This window comes from Mesorhizobium sp. WSM4849, assembly GCF_055811385.1.
Map to the genome: position 1 here is coordinate 147,076 of NZ_JBVVPW010000011.1, position 16,550 is coordinate 163,625.

General features: G+C 61.0%; 12 protein-coding genes and 2 tRNA genes. 12 read left to right on the plus strand and 2 right to left on the minus strand.

Annotated features, from left to right (window positions below):
- Window positions 1–11: 11 nt before the first annotated feature.
- The 3 genes from AC0L3L_RS14675 to AC0L3L_RS14685 all read left to right on the plus strand — a co-directional run bounded on the left by AC0L3L_RS14675 (window position 12) and on the right by AC0L3L_RS14685 (window position 2,220).
- Window positions 12–1,091 (plus strand): AI-2E family transporter, encoded by a 1,080-nt coding sequence (locus AC0L3L_RS14675; RefSeq protein WP_473638109.1) that lies wholly within the window; start codon window positions 12–14, stop codon window positions 1,089–1,091.
- Window positions 1,092–1,302: 211 nt separating this feature from the next.
- Complete coding sequence (locus AC0L3L_RS14680; protein ID WP_473638110.1) at window positions 1,303–1,512, plus strand: hypothetical protein; 210 nt, start codon at window positions 1,303–1,305, stop codon at window positions 1,510–1,512.
- A gap of 408 nt (window positions 1,513–1,920) precedes the next feature.
- The gene (locus AC0L3L_RS14685; RefSeq protein WP_473625173.1) at window positions 1,921–2,220 is read left to right on the plus strand and encodes a hypothetical protein; all 300 of its coding nucleotides are present in this window, start codon (window positions 1,921–1,923) and stop codon (window positions 2,218–2,220) included.
- Here the strand turns inward: AC0L3L_RS14685 and AC0L3L_RS14690 are convergent.
- A complete protein-coding gene (locus tag AC0L3L_RS14690; protein WP_473638111.1) occupies window positions 2,186–4,171 on the minus strand; it encodes an MASE1 domain-containing protein in 1,986 nt (661 codons plus the stop codon). The two genes, AC0L3L_RS14685 and AC0L3L_RS14690, sit on opposite strands and share 35 nt — an antisense overlap.
- A 421-nt stretch (window positions 4,172–4,592) precedes the next feature.
- A tRNA-Asn gene (locus tag AC0L3L_RS14695) sits at window positions 4,593–4,667 on the minus strand.
- Window positions 4,668–4,888: 221 nt separating this feature from the next.
- Here AC0L3L_RS14695 and AC0L3L_RS14700 point away from each other — a divergent pair.
- The 9 genes from AC0L3L_RS14700 to AC0L3L_RS14740 all read left to right on the plus strand — a co-directional run bounded on the left by AC0L3L_RS14700 (window position 4,889) and on the right by AC0L3L_RS14740 (window position 16,507).
- Window positions 4,889–5,149, plus strand: coding sequence for a hypothetical protein (locus tag AC0L3L_RS14700; protein ID WP_287240641.1), 261 nt, complete (start codon window positions 4,889–4,891; stop codon window positions 5,147–5,149).
- 331 nt (window positions 5,150–5,480) lie between these two features.
- Window positions 5,481–5,554, plus strand: a tRNA-Cys gene (locus AC0L3L_RS14705).
- Window positions 5,555–5,655: 101 nt separating this feature from the next.
- A complete protein-coding gene (locus AC0L3L_RS14710; RefSeq protein ID WP_473638112.1) occupies window positions 5,656–6,324 on the plus strand; it encodes a protein-L-isoaspartate O-methyltransferase family protein in 669 nt (222 codons plus the stop codon).
- Window positions 6,325–6,511: 187 nt separating this feature from the next.
- Complete coding sequence (locus AC0L3L_RS14715; protein WP_473638113.1) at window positions 6,512–7,924, plus strand: TolC family outer membrane protein; 1,413 nt, start codon at window positions 6,512–6,514, stop codon at window positions 7,922–7,924.
- A 213-nt stretch (window positions 7,925–8,137) separates the two neighbouring features.
- Entirely contained in the window at window positions 8,138–9,031 is an 894-nt protein-coding gene (locus AC0L3L_RS14720) for a PopZ family protein (RefSeq protein WP_473638114.1), read from the plus strand.
- Window positions 9,032–9,252: 221 nt separating this feature from the next.
- Complete coding sequence (locus AC0L3L_RS14725; RefSeq protein ID WP_473638115.1) at window positions 9,253–12,036, plus strand: valine--tRNA ligase; 2,784 nt, start codon at window positions 9,253–9,255, stop codon at window positions 12,034–12,036.
- A 433-nt stretch (window positions 12,037–12,469) separates the two neighbouring features.
- Window positions 12,470–13,678, plus strand: coding sequence for an OmpP1/FadL family transporter (locus tag AC0L3L_RS14730; protein ID WP_473489508.1), 1,209 nt, complete (start codon window positions 12,470–12,472; stop codon window positions 13,676–13,678).
- 281 nt (window positions 13,679–13,959) lie between these two features.
- Entirely contained in the window at window positions 13,960–15,684 is a 1,725-nt protein-coding gene (gene ilvD / locus AC0L3L_RS14735) for a dihydroxy-acid dehydratase (RefSeq protein WP_473638116.1), read from the plus strand.
- Complete coding sequence (locus AC0L3L_RS14740) at window positions 15,671–16,507, plus strand: tetratricopeptide repeat protein (RefSeq protein ID WP_123150641.1); 837 nt, start codon at window positions 15,671–15,673, stop codon at window positions 16,505–16,507. Before ilvD ends, AC0L3L_RS14740 begins: the two co-directional genes overlap by 14 nt.
- Window positions 16,508–16,550: the final 43 nt, after the last annotated feature.

A 16,550-nucleotide genomic window follows, 5' to 3' on the forward strand; every position in this document is an offset into this window, starting at 1 on the left:
GGAGAAGGTCGATGAGAATTGCGCAACCAGCTACGTTCTGGATTGGGGTTTCCGCAGTCGCCTTGGTTGCGCTGGTGCTGTTGCGCGAAATCCTGCTGCCATTTGTCGTAGGCACATTGCTCGCCTATCTCCTCGTTCCGGCGGTCGACAGGTTGGAGCGGTTCGGGATCAATCGAACCCTTGCAGCACTAGCCGTCTTCTTGCCGCTGATCGTGGGCATTATCGGGGTAATGTTGGTCATGCTCCCGGTAATTATTGGCGAACTCAGATTTTTTGTTGAGGAGTTTCCCCGCTACATCACGCGTCTGCAGTCCCTTGCGACCAATGCAAGTGGCCCCTGGATGCGTAGTGTCATGGGTGAGAATCTTCACATCGAGCAATCGTCTGTCGATGTCGTGAGGACGGTGGGCAGCAAATGGCTCGACGGCGTCGTTACCTCGCTATGGTCGAGTGGAAGAGCCTTGATTTCCCTTCTTTCCCTGCTCGTTGTCACGCCAATCATCGCCATCTATCTCGCGATTGACTGGCATCGAATGATTGCAACGGTCGATGGCTGGTTTGCTCCGGAGTACCGCGACGATGTTCGGGCGCTGGGGCGCGAAATCCACGATACTGTTGCCGGCTTCGTGCGCGGTCAGGTCGTCATCTGCCTCGTTCTTGCCGTCATTTATGCCGCTGCTTTGAAGCTGACCGGACTCAATCATGCCATTTTGATCGGCATCACTGCAGGCCTCATCAGTTTCGTTCCCTATCTCGGGGCAGCTACCGGTATCTTGGTGTCCGTATGCGTTGCGGTGGACCAGTTCTGGCCCGATTGGGCACCTGTCGCTGTTGTGGGGGGCATCTTCATCGTTGGTGAAATGCTTGCCGACTATGTGCTGTCGCCGCGCCTCATCGGTCGTCGCGTCAACCTCAATCCAGTCTGGATGATGTTTGCGCTGTTCGCCTTTGGGTGGCTGTTTGGCTTCATCGGTGTCTTGCTAGCGATACCAATCGCGGCTTCGCTAGGTGTTATCCTGCGCTTCGCGAGGCGGAAATCTCTAGTAAGCGCGGGTCACGACGTTTCAGCCGATTCTAGCACGGAACAGTGAAAAGACCGAAACTGGTGCCAGCTGTTTGGGTGCAGATTATGCACCGAACTCTGCAGGCGCGTTTAGCCTTCAAGAAATCACCCTACGGCCTTGCTACCAGAGCGCCGCCAGTAGCGAAGGTGAACGCGCCACACAGAAATCTCGCCGACTTCCCAACGAGGGTCATCGGCAGGACTGGGCCTATTCGCGTATCCCATGGCTGGTCGCAGGAGTGTTCGCGGCACTTGCTGTGGCCTTCATAACATCGCTGACGTTCGATGCCGGGGCAATTGCACAGAGCAATCTGCAACTCCGCCACTGGGGGCTTATATTTCCGCTGCCAAGCGTTGCCGCCCTGCTGGGCGTACTCGTCAGCGGGCGGGCGCGGCACAACACTGTCCCCTTTGCGATGACGGCGGCGTTTTTTGTACAGCATTTCTGACACTTGGCGTGATGTTCTGGCCTTACCTATCCCCTACGCGATCACCGTAGCCGACGCTGCTGCCCAGGAAAATTCGCTGGTGGAATTATCGTCCTGCCTGTCATCGTTGCCTATACGATCGGCTTCTACGTGGTATTCCACGGCAAGATTGGGCGTGTCGATACGTGAGCGCGGTTCTCGCAAAGCTGAAGTCAAGCCGGTCGAGCCGACGTATTCCTTGAGAGCCGAAACTCCAGTTTGGAGGAAATTACCTGTGGCAGGTCAGTAACGTTCAGGATAGAGGTGGGCCCAATGTAATGTGTTGAGGAGCCGGTGACTTCACCCAGCCACCGCGACCCGCCCACAGCCGGGTCGTTGACGGGCGTGCGTATCCTCTTGGTTGAGGATTCCTGGCACCTCGCAAGAGCTATGACGAGGCTGCTTAACGCGTTGGGGGCTGACTTGGCCGGGCCCGTTGCAACCGCAGCCGACGCCGAGCGCCTCATCTCCGAACGCCGCCCTGATGTAGCGCTCGTCGACTTTAGCCTCCGAGACGGCGAGCCCGCTCATGACCTGATCGACCGTCTGCAAGATCAAGGGATCAGTGTCATCGTCATTACCGGCTACGAGGTCGTTCCGCTAGCACCGGGCAAGGTTGAAGCTATCTTGCATAAACCCGTCAGCGCGGCACATCTTATTGCAACGGTGCGTCAAGTGACGTCGCGCTAGCTGCTGGATGGCCGGAAGTGGCTCCCTTTATGTCTGTCACGGTCACGGCCTTGACAGGAAACTCAATTCTGCAGCAAACGCCGTCGGATGCAAATACGAGGTCGACCGAACCGCCGAGCTCGTGAGGGATAAGATCACGAATGAGGCTGACGCCGTATCCGCATTGCGGCGAAGCCGCAATTGCGGGGCCGCCAATCTCACGCCATACGATCGACAGGTTTGTCGCATTCTCGCTAGGCCCGCGGTTACAGACCACCTCCACCCGCCCATTTCTGGTCGACAGTGCGCCGTACTTCGCAGCGTTCGTTGCCAGCTCGTTGAGCACCATCGCCAACCCCTGTGTCTCCGCGACCGTGAGTGTGAAGTTGGAGCCACGGATCGTTGTGTTTGCGTCCGTCGCGTAGGGCGCAAGCTGATGGCGGACAAGGTCCATGAGGTCAACGCCGTGCCAACGATTCTGGCTGAGTAGCGAGTGGGCGGCGGCCATGGATTGAATGCGCCTATCGAGTGCTTGAATGTATTCGTCCAGCGAACCACTGCCCGGGCTCGTATCCGTGATGACGACGGAAACGCGTGCCAGCAAGTTCTTGACGCGATGATCCAGTTCGGCGACCAACAGGCGTTGGTGCTCCTCAGACCGCTTGCGTTCGGTGACGTCAACAGTGAGGCCCTTGAGGCATACAAAGCGCCCCATTGCATCGAACTCGGCCTTGGCCACTTCCTCTAGCCAGACTTCCCAACCGTCGCAGCGCTTGAAGCGGAATGTTACGGTATATGTGGGGCTTTCGGGGCGGACACCGCGGACGAGCGCTTTGAAGCGCCCGCGGTCGTCCGGATGGACTCTCGAGAGAAAGTTACCGGCGGTCAGCGTTTGCCGCGGCTCATAACCCAGGATCTGCGCGGCGTTTGCGCTGCGCAGCGACGAGCCCGTCCGGACATCCCAAACGAACGCCGTGGCCGCCCCTGCCGACAGCGCCTCTTGCAAGCGGGCTTCGCTCTCAATGAGCGCGTCCTCGTGCTGACGCCGCTCGGCGAACAGCGCAGCAAGGACGGTTGCGCAGAGCGCAACCATCAGTATGCCGGCTTGAGCGGCAAGGATGCGGTCCGCAACCGGAAGATCCGGGTCGCCGAAATGGCCAATTCCAAACGTCGTCGTCCACACTATTGCAACGGCAACAATGAACGCCGCTGCCGAAGCGAAGATCGGCCGGCAACGGGCCGCTATCCACAAGAGTAACGGGAATAGTAGCGCGATCGGCACTACTGTTTTCCAAGGCTCCGCTGGCAGGGAAATGACGAAGAGGCTCATCGCGGCTACCGCCGCCAGAGCCAAGAGACCTTCGATTGCCTCGCTTTGCGGCGGCGGCTCGCGTGCTGCTGAGGCGAGGCCGATCACCAGCGGCGCAGTCGTGACGATGCCAAGCGCGTCGGATAAGAACCAGTTTTGCCAAATGGCAAAAATCGATGTCGTCGCGCCATAGAATAGAGTGAACCCCAAGCTCCCGCCGATCCCGGATGCAGCGGCACCGACGATCGCCGCCCCTAACAGTCCCAGCACGTTGCGCAGGCGGTTGAGACTCACTCCGGAACCGAAGTAGCGCTCGATCAGACTAGCTGTAAGCAGGGCTTCCACCCCATTGCATACGGCGAAGACGGTTGCGCTCCCGAGGTCTCGGTCACCCAAGAGATTGGCCGCGACGGTGGCGATCATCGTCCCAACCACAACCCCCAATCGCGCTCTTGGCCCAAGGGCGATCAACGTGCCCGCGGCGATACCAGCGGCGGGCCAGAACACGGCAACGCCATCAGGAGTGAGTAGGGAAAGGCTTAACTGTGCCGCCAGGAAATACGCGATACCGACGACAACAGCGAGCCAAATTGAACTCGTCCACTGCCGCGTCTGGTCGGCGGCATCGGAACCTTGAGCTTGGACTCGTAGATGCTGCAGCATGTCACCGCCTCAGTCACATTATCACAAATAGCACAGGATGTGTGATGCGAGTCGATCTCCAGTCTCATGGTCATTGTGCAGTCTGGAGGCGGGCTTGATTGCAGCTGTTTAGCTTTAGGACCGGAATGTCCGGATCGGTCGATTCTTCCGGTTCTCGTGTTGGAAGGTTTCGCCGGCCGAATCTCTGAGACGGCTCGTTTCGGCGCAATCGCGCCGAGTCTATGTCTTTTTACGATGTCGCCGCCGACTCTACGATGAGCGCTTTGCAGGCCTAGGCGAAGGCAAGGCGCCACGCTAACTTACCCTGACTTCGATAGGCGACTCTGCTGTTTGCAACCATTTTAGCAGAAGCGAACCAAATTGAAGCGTAAGGAACATCGCACACTGCGCGCAGGATCGGGCCGTATCGTAGAAAAGGCGGTGGCTCCCCGGGCCGGATTCGAACCAGCGACCAACCGGTTAACAGCCGGTTGCTCTACCACTGAGCTACCGGGGAACAGAGGCTCTCATGTGAGTGGCGCAGCCTATAGCAAACCCGTTTCGGCTTTGCAAAGCAGCATTTCGTATTTTTCGGCGCTTTTTCGCGCCACGATTTCTGGCAATCATGTGCGCGCGTCCTCATATGAGCCGTCTGGCGGGGTGTGCGGAACCGAAAGGGCGGTTGCGACTTTCGTCAGTTGATGCTTTTACTTTGCCCGAACGGACCACTAACCAGACATGAGCGCAGCAAGCCACAACCACCCACCGGCACGGAAAATATCGGTCTTCGGCCGTCAGTTCACCATGCCGCGCTCGCGCGGCCTCAGGATTGCAATCGGCGTTGTGCTGATCTTCGGCGGCATTCTCGGCTTTCTGCCGATCCTGGGCTTCTGGATGGTGCCGATCGGATTGCTGGTGCTCTCCTACGAGTTTGCCTTGGTGCGCCGCCACCGGCGCCGGCTTGTCGTGTGGTGGGAGCGGCGGCGGCGGCCGAACTGACGGGTTTGCACCGCAGGGGCAAGCTTCTGTGAAGGGGCGCCTTTCCGGCTCGACTAAATCTGGCCAATGCCCGGAGCGCTTTTTCCGGCCCTCGCAGCTCTCCTTCAGAATGGTGGACCTTCTGCTTACCCCGCGTAAGGTCCCGGTCCCGGGCTTCCCTTTGCCATACTCCGTACTTAACAATTGACTAATATCTTAATTGCAGGATGCGTATCGACGATTCGATGCGTGGCATCATGGCCGAGGGGAAACCGTCCGGAATGCACCATGGCCGCTTGACGGCATTTTCGCCGCAACCTATTGGAACCGGGTGGAACGCCGGGAGCAATGAGGCCTCGTGGCGGAGTGGTTACGCAGAGGACTGCAAATCCTTGCACCCCGGTTCGATTCCGGGCGAGGCCTCCAAATGCCCAAGCTCCCGCGCACCAGCGCCAGGGGGTTCCGGTCGAAATGATCCGCGGTCTTGGCGCGGCAAACAGGTTGGTTTTGGGCGGATTGGTTGGAACATGAGCGCTGATTTTGCCGAACGTCGGGTGAAAATGGTCGATGGCCAGATCCGCACCACCGACGTGACCAGCGCGCCGCTGCTCGAGGCGATGCTTGTCGTGCCGCGCGAGGCCTTTGTCGCCCCCGGCCAGCGCGATCTGGCCTATATCGACGAGGACATCCGGATTGCCAATGCAGCGGACGGTCCACGCTATCTCATGGAGCCTTCGCCGCTGGCCAAGCTGATACAACTGGCCGAGATCGGCCCTGGCGATTCGGCGCTCGATGTCGGCTGCGGCACCGGCTATGCGGCGGCGATCCTGTCGCGGCTGGCAAAGACGGTCGTCGCCCTGGAAAGCGATCCGGCATTGGCCGAGACCGCGATGTCGACGCTTTCGGCGCTGGGCTGCGACAATGTCAGCGTGGTCAAGGGACCGTTGCCGGAAGGGCATGCCGCAGGAGCACCCTACGACGTCATTTTCATCGGCGGCAGTGTGGAGAAAGTGCCGAAGTCGCTGCTCGACCAGCTTGCGGAAGGCGGTCGGCTTGTCGCCGTCGAAGGGCAGGGGAATTCGGGTGTGGCCCGATTGTTTCTGAAAACAGGGGGGGGTGTAACCGGAAGAGGCGCATTTAATGCGGCAATTAAGCCACTACCGGGATTCGAACGTATCCGGGCGTTCGAGTTCTGAATGATTTTGGCTTGCAGCAAAGCCGTTGTCGTGTTCGCTTGCGCTTGAACAATTGTTGCTGATCCGCACAACCGGGGTGTTCTTTTTGGGGGCTGACAGCAGGGGACCTGAAACACATCGCGCCGGCTGCTCGAATGGGAGAAGCCGGCGCGGTGTGGTTCCCATGCAAAACGAATGAGGGAATAACGTGCCGTCTTTACGAAAGAGTCTTTTTGCCGCCGTCCTCTTCTCGGCGACCGCGCTTTCTCCGCTAGGCGCCTCGGCGGAAACCATTTTCGGCGCACTTTCCAAAGCCTACCAGAACAATTCCCAGCTCAATTCGGCTCGTGCCGGCGTCCGCGTCACCGATGAGAGCGTTGCCATCGCCAAGTCCGGCTGGCGCCCGACCATCACCGGCTCCGCGAACATCGACTACTCCAACAGCCATTTCAATGCCCGCGGCAATGTACCCGGCGCGAACCAAAGCACGCGTTTGACCACCGGCAACTTCGGCGTCCAGATCAATCAGACCCTGTTCGACGGCTTTCAGACCAGGAACAACGTCGCTGCAGCCGAATCGCAGGTCCGCGCCTCGGTCGAGAGCCTGCGCAACACCGAAGAGAACACTCTGTTCAACGCGGCAAGCGCCTACATGGACGTGATTCGCGACCGCCAAATAGCGGTGCTGACGGAGCAGAACCTGCAGTTCCTGACCGAGCAGGCGCGTGCGGCGCGTTCGCGCTTCGAAGTCGGCGAAGGCACCCGCACCGACGTCGCACAGGCCGATGCCGAGCGCTCCTCCGCTGTGGCGGAACTGGCCGCCGCCCGCGCCCAGGTGCTGGCAAGCGCTGCGACCTATCGCCAGATCGTCGGCGATGAGCCAGGCAGGCTCAGAGCCGCTTCGCCGGTGTCGAAGCTGTTGCCGTCGAACCTCGATGCGGCGATCGCGATTGCATCCAGCGAGCACCCGGCCATCCTCTCCACCCAGCATCTGGTCGACGCGGCGGCGTTTTCGGTGAAATCGGCCGAAGGCGCGCTGCTGCCGCAGCTTTCGGCTTCCGCCGGCGTTTCCAGCGCCTATCAAAACACCGTGCCGCGCTTCGATCCCGGGGAGGGGCGGGATGGCACAACGAATTCGGCCAGCATTGGTGCGACGTTGACTATACCGATCTATTCGGGCGGGCGGACGTCGGCGATAGTGCGTCAGAACAAGGAATCGCTCAGCCAGGCCCGGATCGAGGTCGATGTCAGCCGCGACACCGTGCGGCAAGCCGTGACCTCGGCGTGGACGCAATATATCGCCGCCCAGCAAACCGTGGTGGCCAACAGGCAGGTGATCGCCGCCGCGCAGCTTGCCTTGAGCGGGGTCATCGAGGAGCGCAATGTCGGCCAGCGCACCACGCTCGACGTTCTCAACGCGCAGGCCACCCTCATCAACGCCAAGATCAACCAGGCCAGTTCCGAACGCGATTTGGTGGTGGCGAGCTATGCCATCCTGTCTGCTATCGGTCGCCTTTCGGTCGATCGTCTCGCCCTTCAGGTGACGAAATACAGACCCGAAGAGCATTACAATGCGGTCAAGGACAAGTGGATCGGCCTGCGCACGCCAGACGGCCGCTGATCGCGCCAGCAGTTTCAAATCCCGTCCAGTTTCAAGGCATTAGAGCCCGCGCGTTCGAAGGAATGCGCGGGCTCTAATCTGTTGAAATCCAACATGCCCTCAGATTGGGGATTCTCGTAACGCGATCCGTCGGTTACCCTGTCGCCATGATTCGAATCCGGCTTTGGCCGGACAGGAAATCTGCAACGAGTCACAAGGGCGGCGGATGTGACGATGGCGACGGCAAGCAGCGTACAGCGCGAACCTTCCATGGAGGAGATACTGGCTTCCATCAGGAGGATCATCGAGGACAACGATACCGGCCGCAAGCAGCCGGATGAGGCGGACGACCTGCTGCAGGATTTGACGTCGGTTGCAGTGCCGGCACCGGCGGCAGTCGGGGCGCCAGCGGCGGCGGGCGGAGCGCCGCCGGAGGCAGGCGGAGCGCCGCCGGAGGTGAGCGCGTTTCGCGCCGAGTTGCGTCCGGGATTGGACGCCAAGGGGCCGGTCACGCTGACCGAGGTGCAGGCGTCACCGTCGGCCGTCGAGCCCGTCATCGCACGCATGGAGCCGCCGGTGCGTTCCGATCCGGCTTCGGTCAAAGCGCCCGTGACGCTTGCTGGTGCCAGGGTCGCTGCCGAGCCGGCCCCGGCCGCCAAGCCGGAGCCGGATGCGCCTGCGACGGCAAGGGTTGCGGAGACGACTGACAGCATCGTTGCCGACTGGCGGCGGGAAATCGCCGCAGTCGGCGAAGCGACGACCGTAGCCAAGCCGGACAGGGCCGAGGGGCGACGGACGCCGGACGCGGAACCGAAGCCCGAGGTTTTCGAGGACGCGGCCGAACCTGCTTTCGAGCCGGCTCCGCCGCGAAGCGGGTTGGCTCGCCCAGCAAGCGAGGCGCCATCGGCTCGTCCGGCGATCCTTTCCGAACATACGGGCCGGCAGGTCGCCGCCGCCTTCGGCGAGCTTTCCGATGCGTTCGCCAGCCGCAGCAAGAAAACCTTCGACGAGATTGCCGAGGAGATGCTGAGGCCGATGCTGCAGGACTGGCTGGACAACAATCTGCCGACGCTGGTCGAGCGGCTGGTGCGCGAGGAAATCGAACGCGTGGCGCGCGGCGCGCAGTAATAATTCCGACGGTCGACGGATGAACCCCGCCGCTGCGGGCGGCGTCTTCGTTGATGCGCGATGCAATGCCTACGGCCTCGGCAGTGGCACTGCCTGTGATCTTGCCCGATCTATCTGTATGGCAGGCGAGCCCGCTCGCCTGCCGCCTCGCGGTTGACTTGGCCAAAACCTTCCGATTTACACCGGACCAGCAAAAACCCGACAGCTCGGACCATTTCCCTATGCTCGAAAAAACCTACGACGCCAAAATCGTCGAGCCGAAGATCGCCAAAATCTGGGAGGAAGCCGACGCGTTTCGTGCCGGCGCAGGCGCCGAGGAGGGGGCGGAAGCCTTCACCATCGTTATCCCGCCGCCGAACGTCACCGGTTCGCTGCATATGGGCCATGCGCTCAACAACACGCTGCAGGACATTCTGGTGCGCTTCGAGCGCATGCGCGGCAAGAACGTGCTGTGGCAGCCCGGCATGGACCATGCCGGCATAGCCACGCAGATGGTGGTCGAGCGTCAGCTCATGGAGAAGCAGATCCACCGCCGCGACCTGACGCGCGATGAGTTCATCGAGAAAGTCTGGGAGTGGAAAGCCGAATCCGGCGGCGCGATCCTCAACCAGTTGAAGCGGCTGGGAGCCTCCGCCGACTGGAGCCGGGAGCGTTTCACCATGGACGAGGGCCTGTCCAAGGCGGTGCTCGAAGTGTTCGTCACGCTCTACAAGGAAGGCCTGATCTACAAGGACAAGCGCCTTGTGAATTGGGACCCGAAGCTCTTGACAGCGATTTCCGACCTCGAGGTCGAACAGCAGGAGGTCAACGGCAATCTCTGGCATTTCCGCTATCCCGTCGAGAGCGAGGTCTTCGATCCGGAAAATCCAAAAACCTTCATCACCGTAGCGACGACGCGTCCCGAAACGATGCTGGGCGATACGGCGGTGGCGGTGCATCCCGACGACGAGCGTTACCGGCATCTGGTCGGCAAGAACCTCGTCCTGCCGATCGTCGGCCGCAAGATCCCCGTGGTGGCGGACCAATATTCCGATCCGGAAAAGGGCAGCGGCGCGGTCAAGATCACGCCGGCGCATGACTTCAACGACTTCGAGGTCGGCAGGCGCCACAACCTGCCGGCGATCAATATCCTCACCGTCGAGGCGGCGGTCGCCCTCACGGACAATGACGACTTTCTCGCCGGGCTGGAGGTGACGCCCGAGCGCCAGGCCGTCTGGGATGAACTCGACGGCCTCGATCGTTTCGTCGCGCGCAAGAAGATCGTCGAGCTGATGGAAGCGGGCGGTTTCCTCGAAAAGGTCGAGCCGCATCGCCATGCCGTGCCGCATGGCGATCGCGGCGGCGTGCCGATCGAACCGTTCCTGACCGAACAATGGTATGCGAACGCGGCGGAGCTCGCCAAGCCGGCGATTGCCTCGGTGCGCGAGGGCCGTACCAATTTCGTGCCGAAAAACTGGGAAAAGACCTATTTCGACTGGATGGAGAACATCCAGCCCTGGTGCATTTCGCGCCAGCTCTGGTGGGGTCACCAGATCCCGGCCTGGTACGGGCCGGACGGACGTGTCTTCGTCGAGAAGACCGAGGAGGAGGCGCTCGCAGCCGCCGTCGAATATTATCTGGCGCTGGAAGGGCCATGGAAGGCCTGGGTCGAGGACAAGCTCGAAAACTTCAAGCCGGGCGAGATCCTGACCCGCGACGAGGATGTGCTCGACACATGGTTCTCGTCGGCGCTGTGGCCGTTCTCGACGCTTGGCTGGCCGGACCAGACGCCGGAGCTGAAGACCTACTACCAGACCGACGTGCTGGTGACCGGTTTCGACATCATCTTCTTCTGGGTCGCCCGCATGATGATGATGGGCCTGCATTTCATGGACGAGGAGCCGTTCCACACCGTCTATGTCCATGCGCTGGTGCGCGACAAGAACGGGCAAAAGATGTCGAAGTCGAAAGGCAACGTCATCGACCCGCTCGAACTCATCGACGAATACGGCGCCGATGCGCTGCGCTTCACGCTGACGGTGATGGCCGCGCAAGGGCGCGACGTGAAGCTCGATCCGGCCCGCATCGCCGGTTACCGCAACTTCGGCACCAAGCTGTGGAACGCGACGCGTTTTGCCGAGATGAACGACGTCGCGAGGAACGATGAGTTCTGGCTGAACGACGCCAAGCTGGCGGTCAACCGCTGGATCCTGACCGAACTGACGCGCGCCGCGCGCGAAATCACCGATGGCATCACCTCATACCGGTTCAACGAGGCGGCAGGTGCGGCCTACCGCTTCGTCTGGAACCTGTTCTGCGACTGGTACCTGGAACTGCTGAAGCCGGTGTTCACAGGCACGGACGAGGCTGCCAAGGCCGAAAGCCGGGCTTGTGTCGCCTTCGTGCTCGACGAGATCTATAAGCTGCTGCATCCGATGATGCCATTCATGACCGAAGAGCTGTGGGCCGAGACATCAGGCGAGGGCAAGGAACGGCCGTCGCTGCTTTGCCATGCCGCGTGGCCGTCGCCAGACTTCGAGGATGAGGCAGCGGCCGCCGACATCAACTGGCTGGTCGATCTCGTCTCCGGCATCCGCTCCGTACGCTCGGAAATGAACGTGCCGCCGGCTGCGATTGCGCCGCTGATGGTGATCGGCGCCAATACCGCAACCCACGAAAGGCTTGAGCGCCAGGCGTCGGCCATCAAGCGGCTGGCGCGGGTCGGCGACATCTCGCTGGTCGATGCGGCGCCCAAAGGCTCCGCCCAGATCGTGCTCAACGAGGCGACCATCTGCTTGCCGCTCGGCAGCCTGATCGACCTTACCGCCGAGGCGGCGCGGCTGCAGAAGGAACTGGTCAAGGTGACCGAAGAGATCGCCCGCCTGCACAAGAAGCTGTCCAACGAGAAATTCGTCGCCAACGCGCCGGAAGATGTCGTGGAAGCCGAGCGCGAAAAACTCGCCGAATATCGCAAGGCGCAAGAAAAGCTTTCGGTGGCGCTGACGCGGGTGCGTGAAGCCGGTTGACCTATCTCTGGTGTTTGAGAATCAGATTTTCTGAGCATCGGATTGTCCCAAAACCGGGCGCCGCTTTGGGTCCGATGCTCTAGGTTCGCGAGTCTCCGAACCTGCTTTTCGGACGGGGTGCCTGCCACGAAAATAGGCATTCCGCAGCGTAAATCTTGACGTAAACGGAATGTTTTAGCCCCATTGTTGCCATAATGTAACAATGGGGTTCGTTCTCGCAAAACGGGCCGTTTTTGCGCCGTTCCATGCGAGTTTTCCGAGTTTTTTTCTCAATTTGCAGCCAAATGAGCCGTTTTCCTGCTCTGCGGTGAAGCTGCCACTTTGTCTAAAATGCGGTCGGCGAAGGCGTACATGTACGCGTCGAGAATTCGTTGTTGCGACGTTAACCTGAATTGGTTCTAGCTTCGTCCATTCGTATTCGGGGAGGAGAGTCATGAACAATTTGCGTCTGAAAGCGCTGCTGGGGGCGGGGTGCTTTTCGCTGTTGATTTCGGGCGTTGCGAACGCAGGCGGTTTCGACCGGGGCGGTGTCAACATCGATCAGTTGTTTGATGCCGCGCCATATTCGTTCGATGCCGGCGTCACCTATGTTTCGCCACAGCGCACACTGAAGAATGTGCAGCGCCTGGATGGCTCGGGAATGTCGTCTTCGTCAGTGGATGTCGACGGCGACTATGCGGTGCCGCGCATCGGTATCAAGGCCAACATTTTTGAACCAGTGGATTGCCTTGCGAGCTATACGGAACCGTATGGTGCGGAGGCAGACTTCGGAATGAACAACGCCTATTCGCCAACCGCGGTCGAATACTACGTCAAAACAAATGATTTCGGCCTTACCTGCTCCTACAAGATAAACGTCGGCAAGGGCTCCCTGCGGTTCATCGGCGGCGTCTCCTACCAGGAGGTCGATGCGTTTCTGTCGCGCCAGACCTTGCTGGCCTTCGGCAATACCGGCCTCGGAAAATTCAAGCTTTCCGACGAGGCATGGGGTTGGCGCGTGGGCGCCGCTTATGAAATTCCCGAAATCGCCTTGCGCGCAAGCTTGATGTACTCTTCGAGCTACAAATATGACGGACTGTCGGGAACCGTCGACACGACCGGATTTGCAGGTGGGCCGCTAGGAAATGTTACCGGAGTGTTCCCTGTCTCCGCCTCGGCCGAGATACCCCAGGCCGTGGAATTCAAGCTGCAGAGCGGTATAGCGCCTGGCTGGTTGGCCTTTGGCTCGGTTCGCTGGCAGGAGTGGAGCAAGCTTGGCATTATTCCAATTAACGGCGTGATTAACCCGGTTTTCGGTACACCCTCGCCCGTTTCTTTCGATCTGCTTTATCGCGATGGCTGGACGGTTTCGGGCGGCATAGCTCACAAGTTCACCGACCAATTGTCTGGCGCGGTTTCGCTGACCTGGGACCGTGGAACCTCGACGACCTCCGGCTATCAGTCGGACACCTGGTCCGTGGCCAGCGGCATTTCTTATTCGCCGAACGACAAGATCGAGGTCAGACTTGGTGGTTCGATCGGTGTTCTGACCAGTGGGTCGTCGACCTTCACCGGTGTTGGCGACACGGCAAATGCCATCACCTACACGTACGACGACGATCTGCTCCTTGCCGGCTCAGCTTCGGTTAAGGTCAAGTTCTAAATACATGTTTTCAATAGTAAAAAGCCGGGTCATGCCCGACTTTTTTGCTTGAGGGGGGGCTTCCCGGCAACCAAGCGGCGTTGCAACGACGCCGCTTCCCTCTGCCTCACGCGATCGTGATGTTTTGGCAACAGTTTCTGAACAACCCTCGCGCCACAAGGGCGCCCGCCGACATTGCCTACTTCCCGCCATAAACCCGGCGCACCTCGAATTCGTCTCAGGGCATGTGCCAAAAGGCTCGGCAATGGGGCAGGTCGCACCGCCCGCGGCAAGGGAAGAGTATGAACGCCAGAGTCATCTCCAAGACCAAGCTGCCCAGCCGGTACGTGACCGTCGGTCCGGCGCGCGCGCCGCACCGCTCCTATCTCTATGCGATGGGATTGTCGGCGGCCGAGATCGCGCAGCCGCTGGTCGGTGTCGCGAGTTGCTGGAACGAGGCGGCCCCGTGCAACATCTCGCTGATGCGCCAGGCGCAGGTGGTCAAGAAGGGGGTCGCGGCGGCTAACGGCACGCCACGCGAATTCTGCACCATCACCGTCACGGACGGCATCGCCATGGGCCACCAGGGCATGAAATCGTCACTGGTGTCGCGCGAGGTCATCGCCGATTCGGTCGAACTCACCATGCGCGGCCATTGCTACGATGCGCTGGTCGGCCTTGCCGGTTGCGACAAGTCGCTGCCCGGCATGATGATGGCCATGGTGCGGCTCAACGTGCCGTCGATCTTCATCTATGGCGGCTCGATCCTGCCCGGTTCCTACAAGGGCCGCCAGATCACCGTGCAGGATGTGTTCGAGGCCGTCGGCCAGCACTCGGTCGGCACGATCGGCGACGCCGAACTCCTCGAAATCGAACAAGCGGCTTGTCCGTCGGCCGGCTCTTGCGGCGCCCAGTTCACCGCCAACACCATGGCCACCGTCGCCGAGGCCATCGGTCTGGCGCTGCCCTATTCCTGCGGGGCGCCGGCGCCCTATGAAATGCGCGACCGCTTCAATTTCGCCTCCGGCGAAAAGATCATGGAGCTGATCGCAAACAATATCCGCCCGCGCGACATCGTCACGCTGAAGGCGCTGGAGAATGCGGCGACCGTGGTTTCGGCCACCGGCGGCTCGACCAACGCAGCGCTGCATTTGCCGGCGATCGCGCATGAGGCGGGGATAAAGTTCGACCTCTTCGACGTCGCCAGAATCTTCGAGAAGACGCCCTACATCGCCGACCTGAAGCCGGGCGGCAAATATGTCGCCAAGGACATGTTCGAAGCCGGCGGCATTCCGCTCTTGATGAAGACGTTGCTCGACCACGGCTATCTGCATGGCGACTGCCTGACGGTGACCGGCCGCACTTTAGCCGAAAATATGGAGCACGTTGCGTGGAATGATAGCCAGGATGTGGTCCGTCCCGCCAACCGACCAATCACCCAAACGGGTGGCGTCGTGGGCTTGAAGGGAAACCTTGCCCCCGAAGGCGCGATCGTGAAGGTCGCGGGCATGTCGGAGCTGAAATTCTCTGGTCCGGCACGCTGCTTCGATTCGGAAGAGGAATGTTTCCAGGCGGTTACGGATCGCAGCTACAGCGAAGGCGAGGTCCTCGTCATCCGCTACGAGGGACCGCGCGGCGGTCCGGGCATGCGCGAAATGCTGTCAACGACGGCTGCTCTCTACGGCCAGGGCATGGGCGGCAAGGTGGCTCTCATCACCGACGGACGTTTTTCGGGCGCGACACGCGGCTTCTGCATCGGCCATGTCGGGCCGGAAGCCGCCGTGGGTGGTCCGATCGGGCTGCTCAGGGATGGCGATTTGATCTCGATCGATGCGGTGAGCGGCACGATCGAGGTGGCGCTGTCCGACGCCGAACTGGCGGCCAGGGCGAAGGCATGGAAGGCGCGCGCGACCGACTATCAGTCGGGCGCGATCTGGAAGTATGCGCAAACGGTAGGGCCTGCCCGCGACGGCGCGGTCACCCATCCCGGTGGTGCGAAAGAAACACATTGTTATGCGGATATCTGAGTTGCTGAGGTTGTCTGTCTTTTCGGCACTGGTCGCGATCGCCACTTTTGGCGCGACCTTGGGCGCCGCGGGCCAGGCCATGGCCTTCGACGACAAGGTGTTCGACGACAAGACCGGCGTGAAGCCGCAGTCCAGCCCGTGGGCGGTGTTTCAGTTCGGCTTCTCCGCCTATAAGAACGGCCGCAAGGAGCAGGCCGCGGAGGCTTATAAGTACGCGGCCGAAAACGGCCAGATCGGCGCCACCTGGAAGCTTGCGCGTATGTATGCCGAGGGTGACGGCGTGGAGCGCGACGATTATGCGGCGTTCAAGTTCTTCAGCGAGATCGTCGACCAGGACGTCGAGCCCGGTTCGCCGGAAGAGAGCTATGTGTCGGACGCGCTCGTGGCGCTCGGCGATTATCTGAGGAAGGGCATCCCCGGCAGCCCCATCACAGAGAACGAGGTGGCGGCCCAGGAATATTACATGCGCGCCGCCGCCAATTACCGCAACCCGAATGCCCAGTTCGAGATGGGCCAGATCTTTCTGAATGGCAAGGGCGGCGTCAAGGCTAGCCTCAAGCAGGCCGGGCGGTGGTTCCAACTCGCTGCGGAAAAAGGGCATGCCGGCGCGCAGGCGACGCTCGGCCACCTGCTTTTCCAGAGCGGCAAGATCGTTCGGGGGCTGGCGATGATGACCGCGGCACTCGAGCGGGCCTCGCCTTCCGACCAGCCATGGATACGCGGCATGCAGGAAGAGGCGTTTGCCGCCGCGGGCGAGGCCGACCGCCGCACCGCGATTTCGCTGGCCGACGACATCCTCACAAAGGGCGGCGGCGACCGGTAGTCGCGAAGCCAGTCACAAAGCCAATAGTCAGGAAGAATGGGTA

Bases quoted from the DNA above. Each gene is read 5' to 3' on its own strand.
- AC0L3L_RS14675 (WP_473638109.1), top strand. From the start codon at position 12: ATGAGAATTGCGCAACCAGCTACGTTCTGGATTGGGGTTTCCGCAGTC.
- AC0L3L_RS14685 (WP_473625173.1), top strand. From the start codon at position 1,921: ATGACGAGGCTGCTTAACGCGTTGGGGGCTGACTTGGCCGGGCCCGTT.
- AC0L3L_RS14690 (WP_473638111.1), bottom strand. From the start codon at position 4,171: ATGCTGCAGCATCTACGAGTCCAAGCTCAAGGTTCCGATGCCGCCGAC.
- AC0L3L_RS14700 (WP_287240641.1), top strand. From the start codon at position 4,889: ATGAGCGCAGCAAGCCACAACCACCCACCGGCACGGAAAATATCGGTC.
- AC0L3L_RS14710 (WP_473638112.1), top strand. From the start codon at position 5,656: ATGAGCGCTGATTTTGCCGAACGTCGGGTGAAAATGGTCGATGGCCAG.
- AC0L3L_RS14720 (WP_473638114.1), top strand. From the start codon at position 8,138: ATGGCGACGGCAAGCAGCGTACAGCGCGAACCTTCCATGGAGGAGATA.
- AC0L3L_RS14725 (WP_473638115.1), top strand. From the start codon at position 9,253: ATGCTCGAAAAAACCTACGACGCCAAAATCGTCGAGCCGAAGATCGCC.
- AC0L3L_RS14730 (WP_473489508.1), top strand. From the start codon at position 12,470: ATGAACAATTTGCGTCTGAAAGCGCTGCTGGGGGCGGGGTGCTTTTCG.
- ilvD (WP_473638116.1), top strand. From the start codon at position 13,960: ATGAACGCCAGAGTCATCTCCAAGACCAAGCTGCCCAGCCGGTACGTG.
- AC0L3L_RS14740 (WP_123150641.1), top strand. From the start codon at position 15,671: ATGCGGATATCTGAGTTGCTGAGGTTGTCTGTCTTTTCGGCACTGGTC.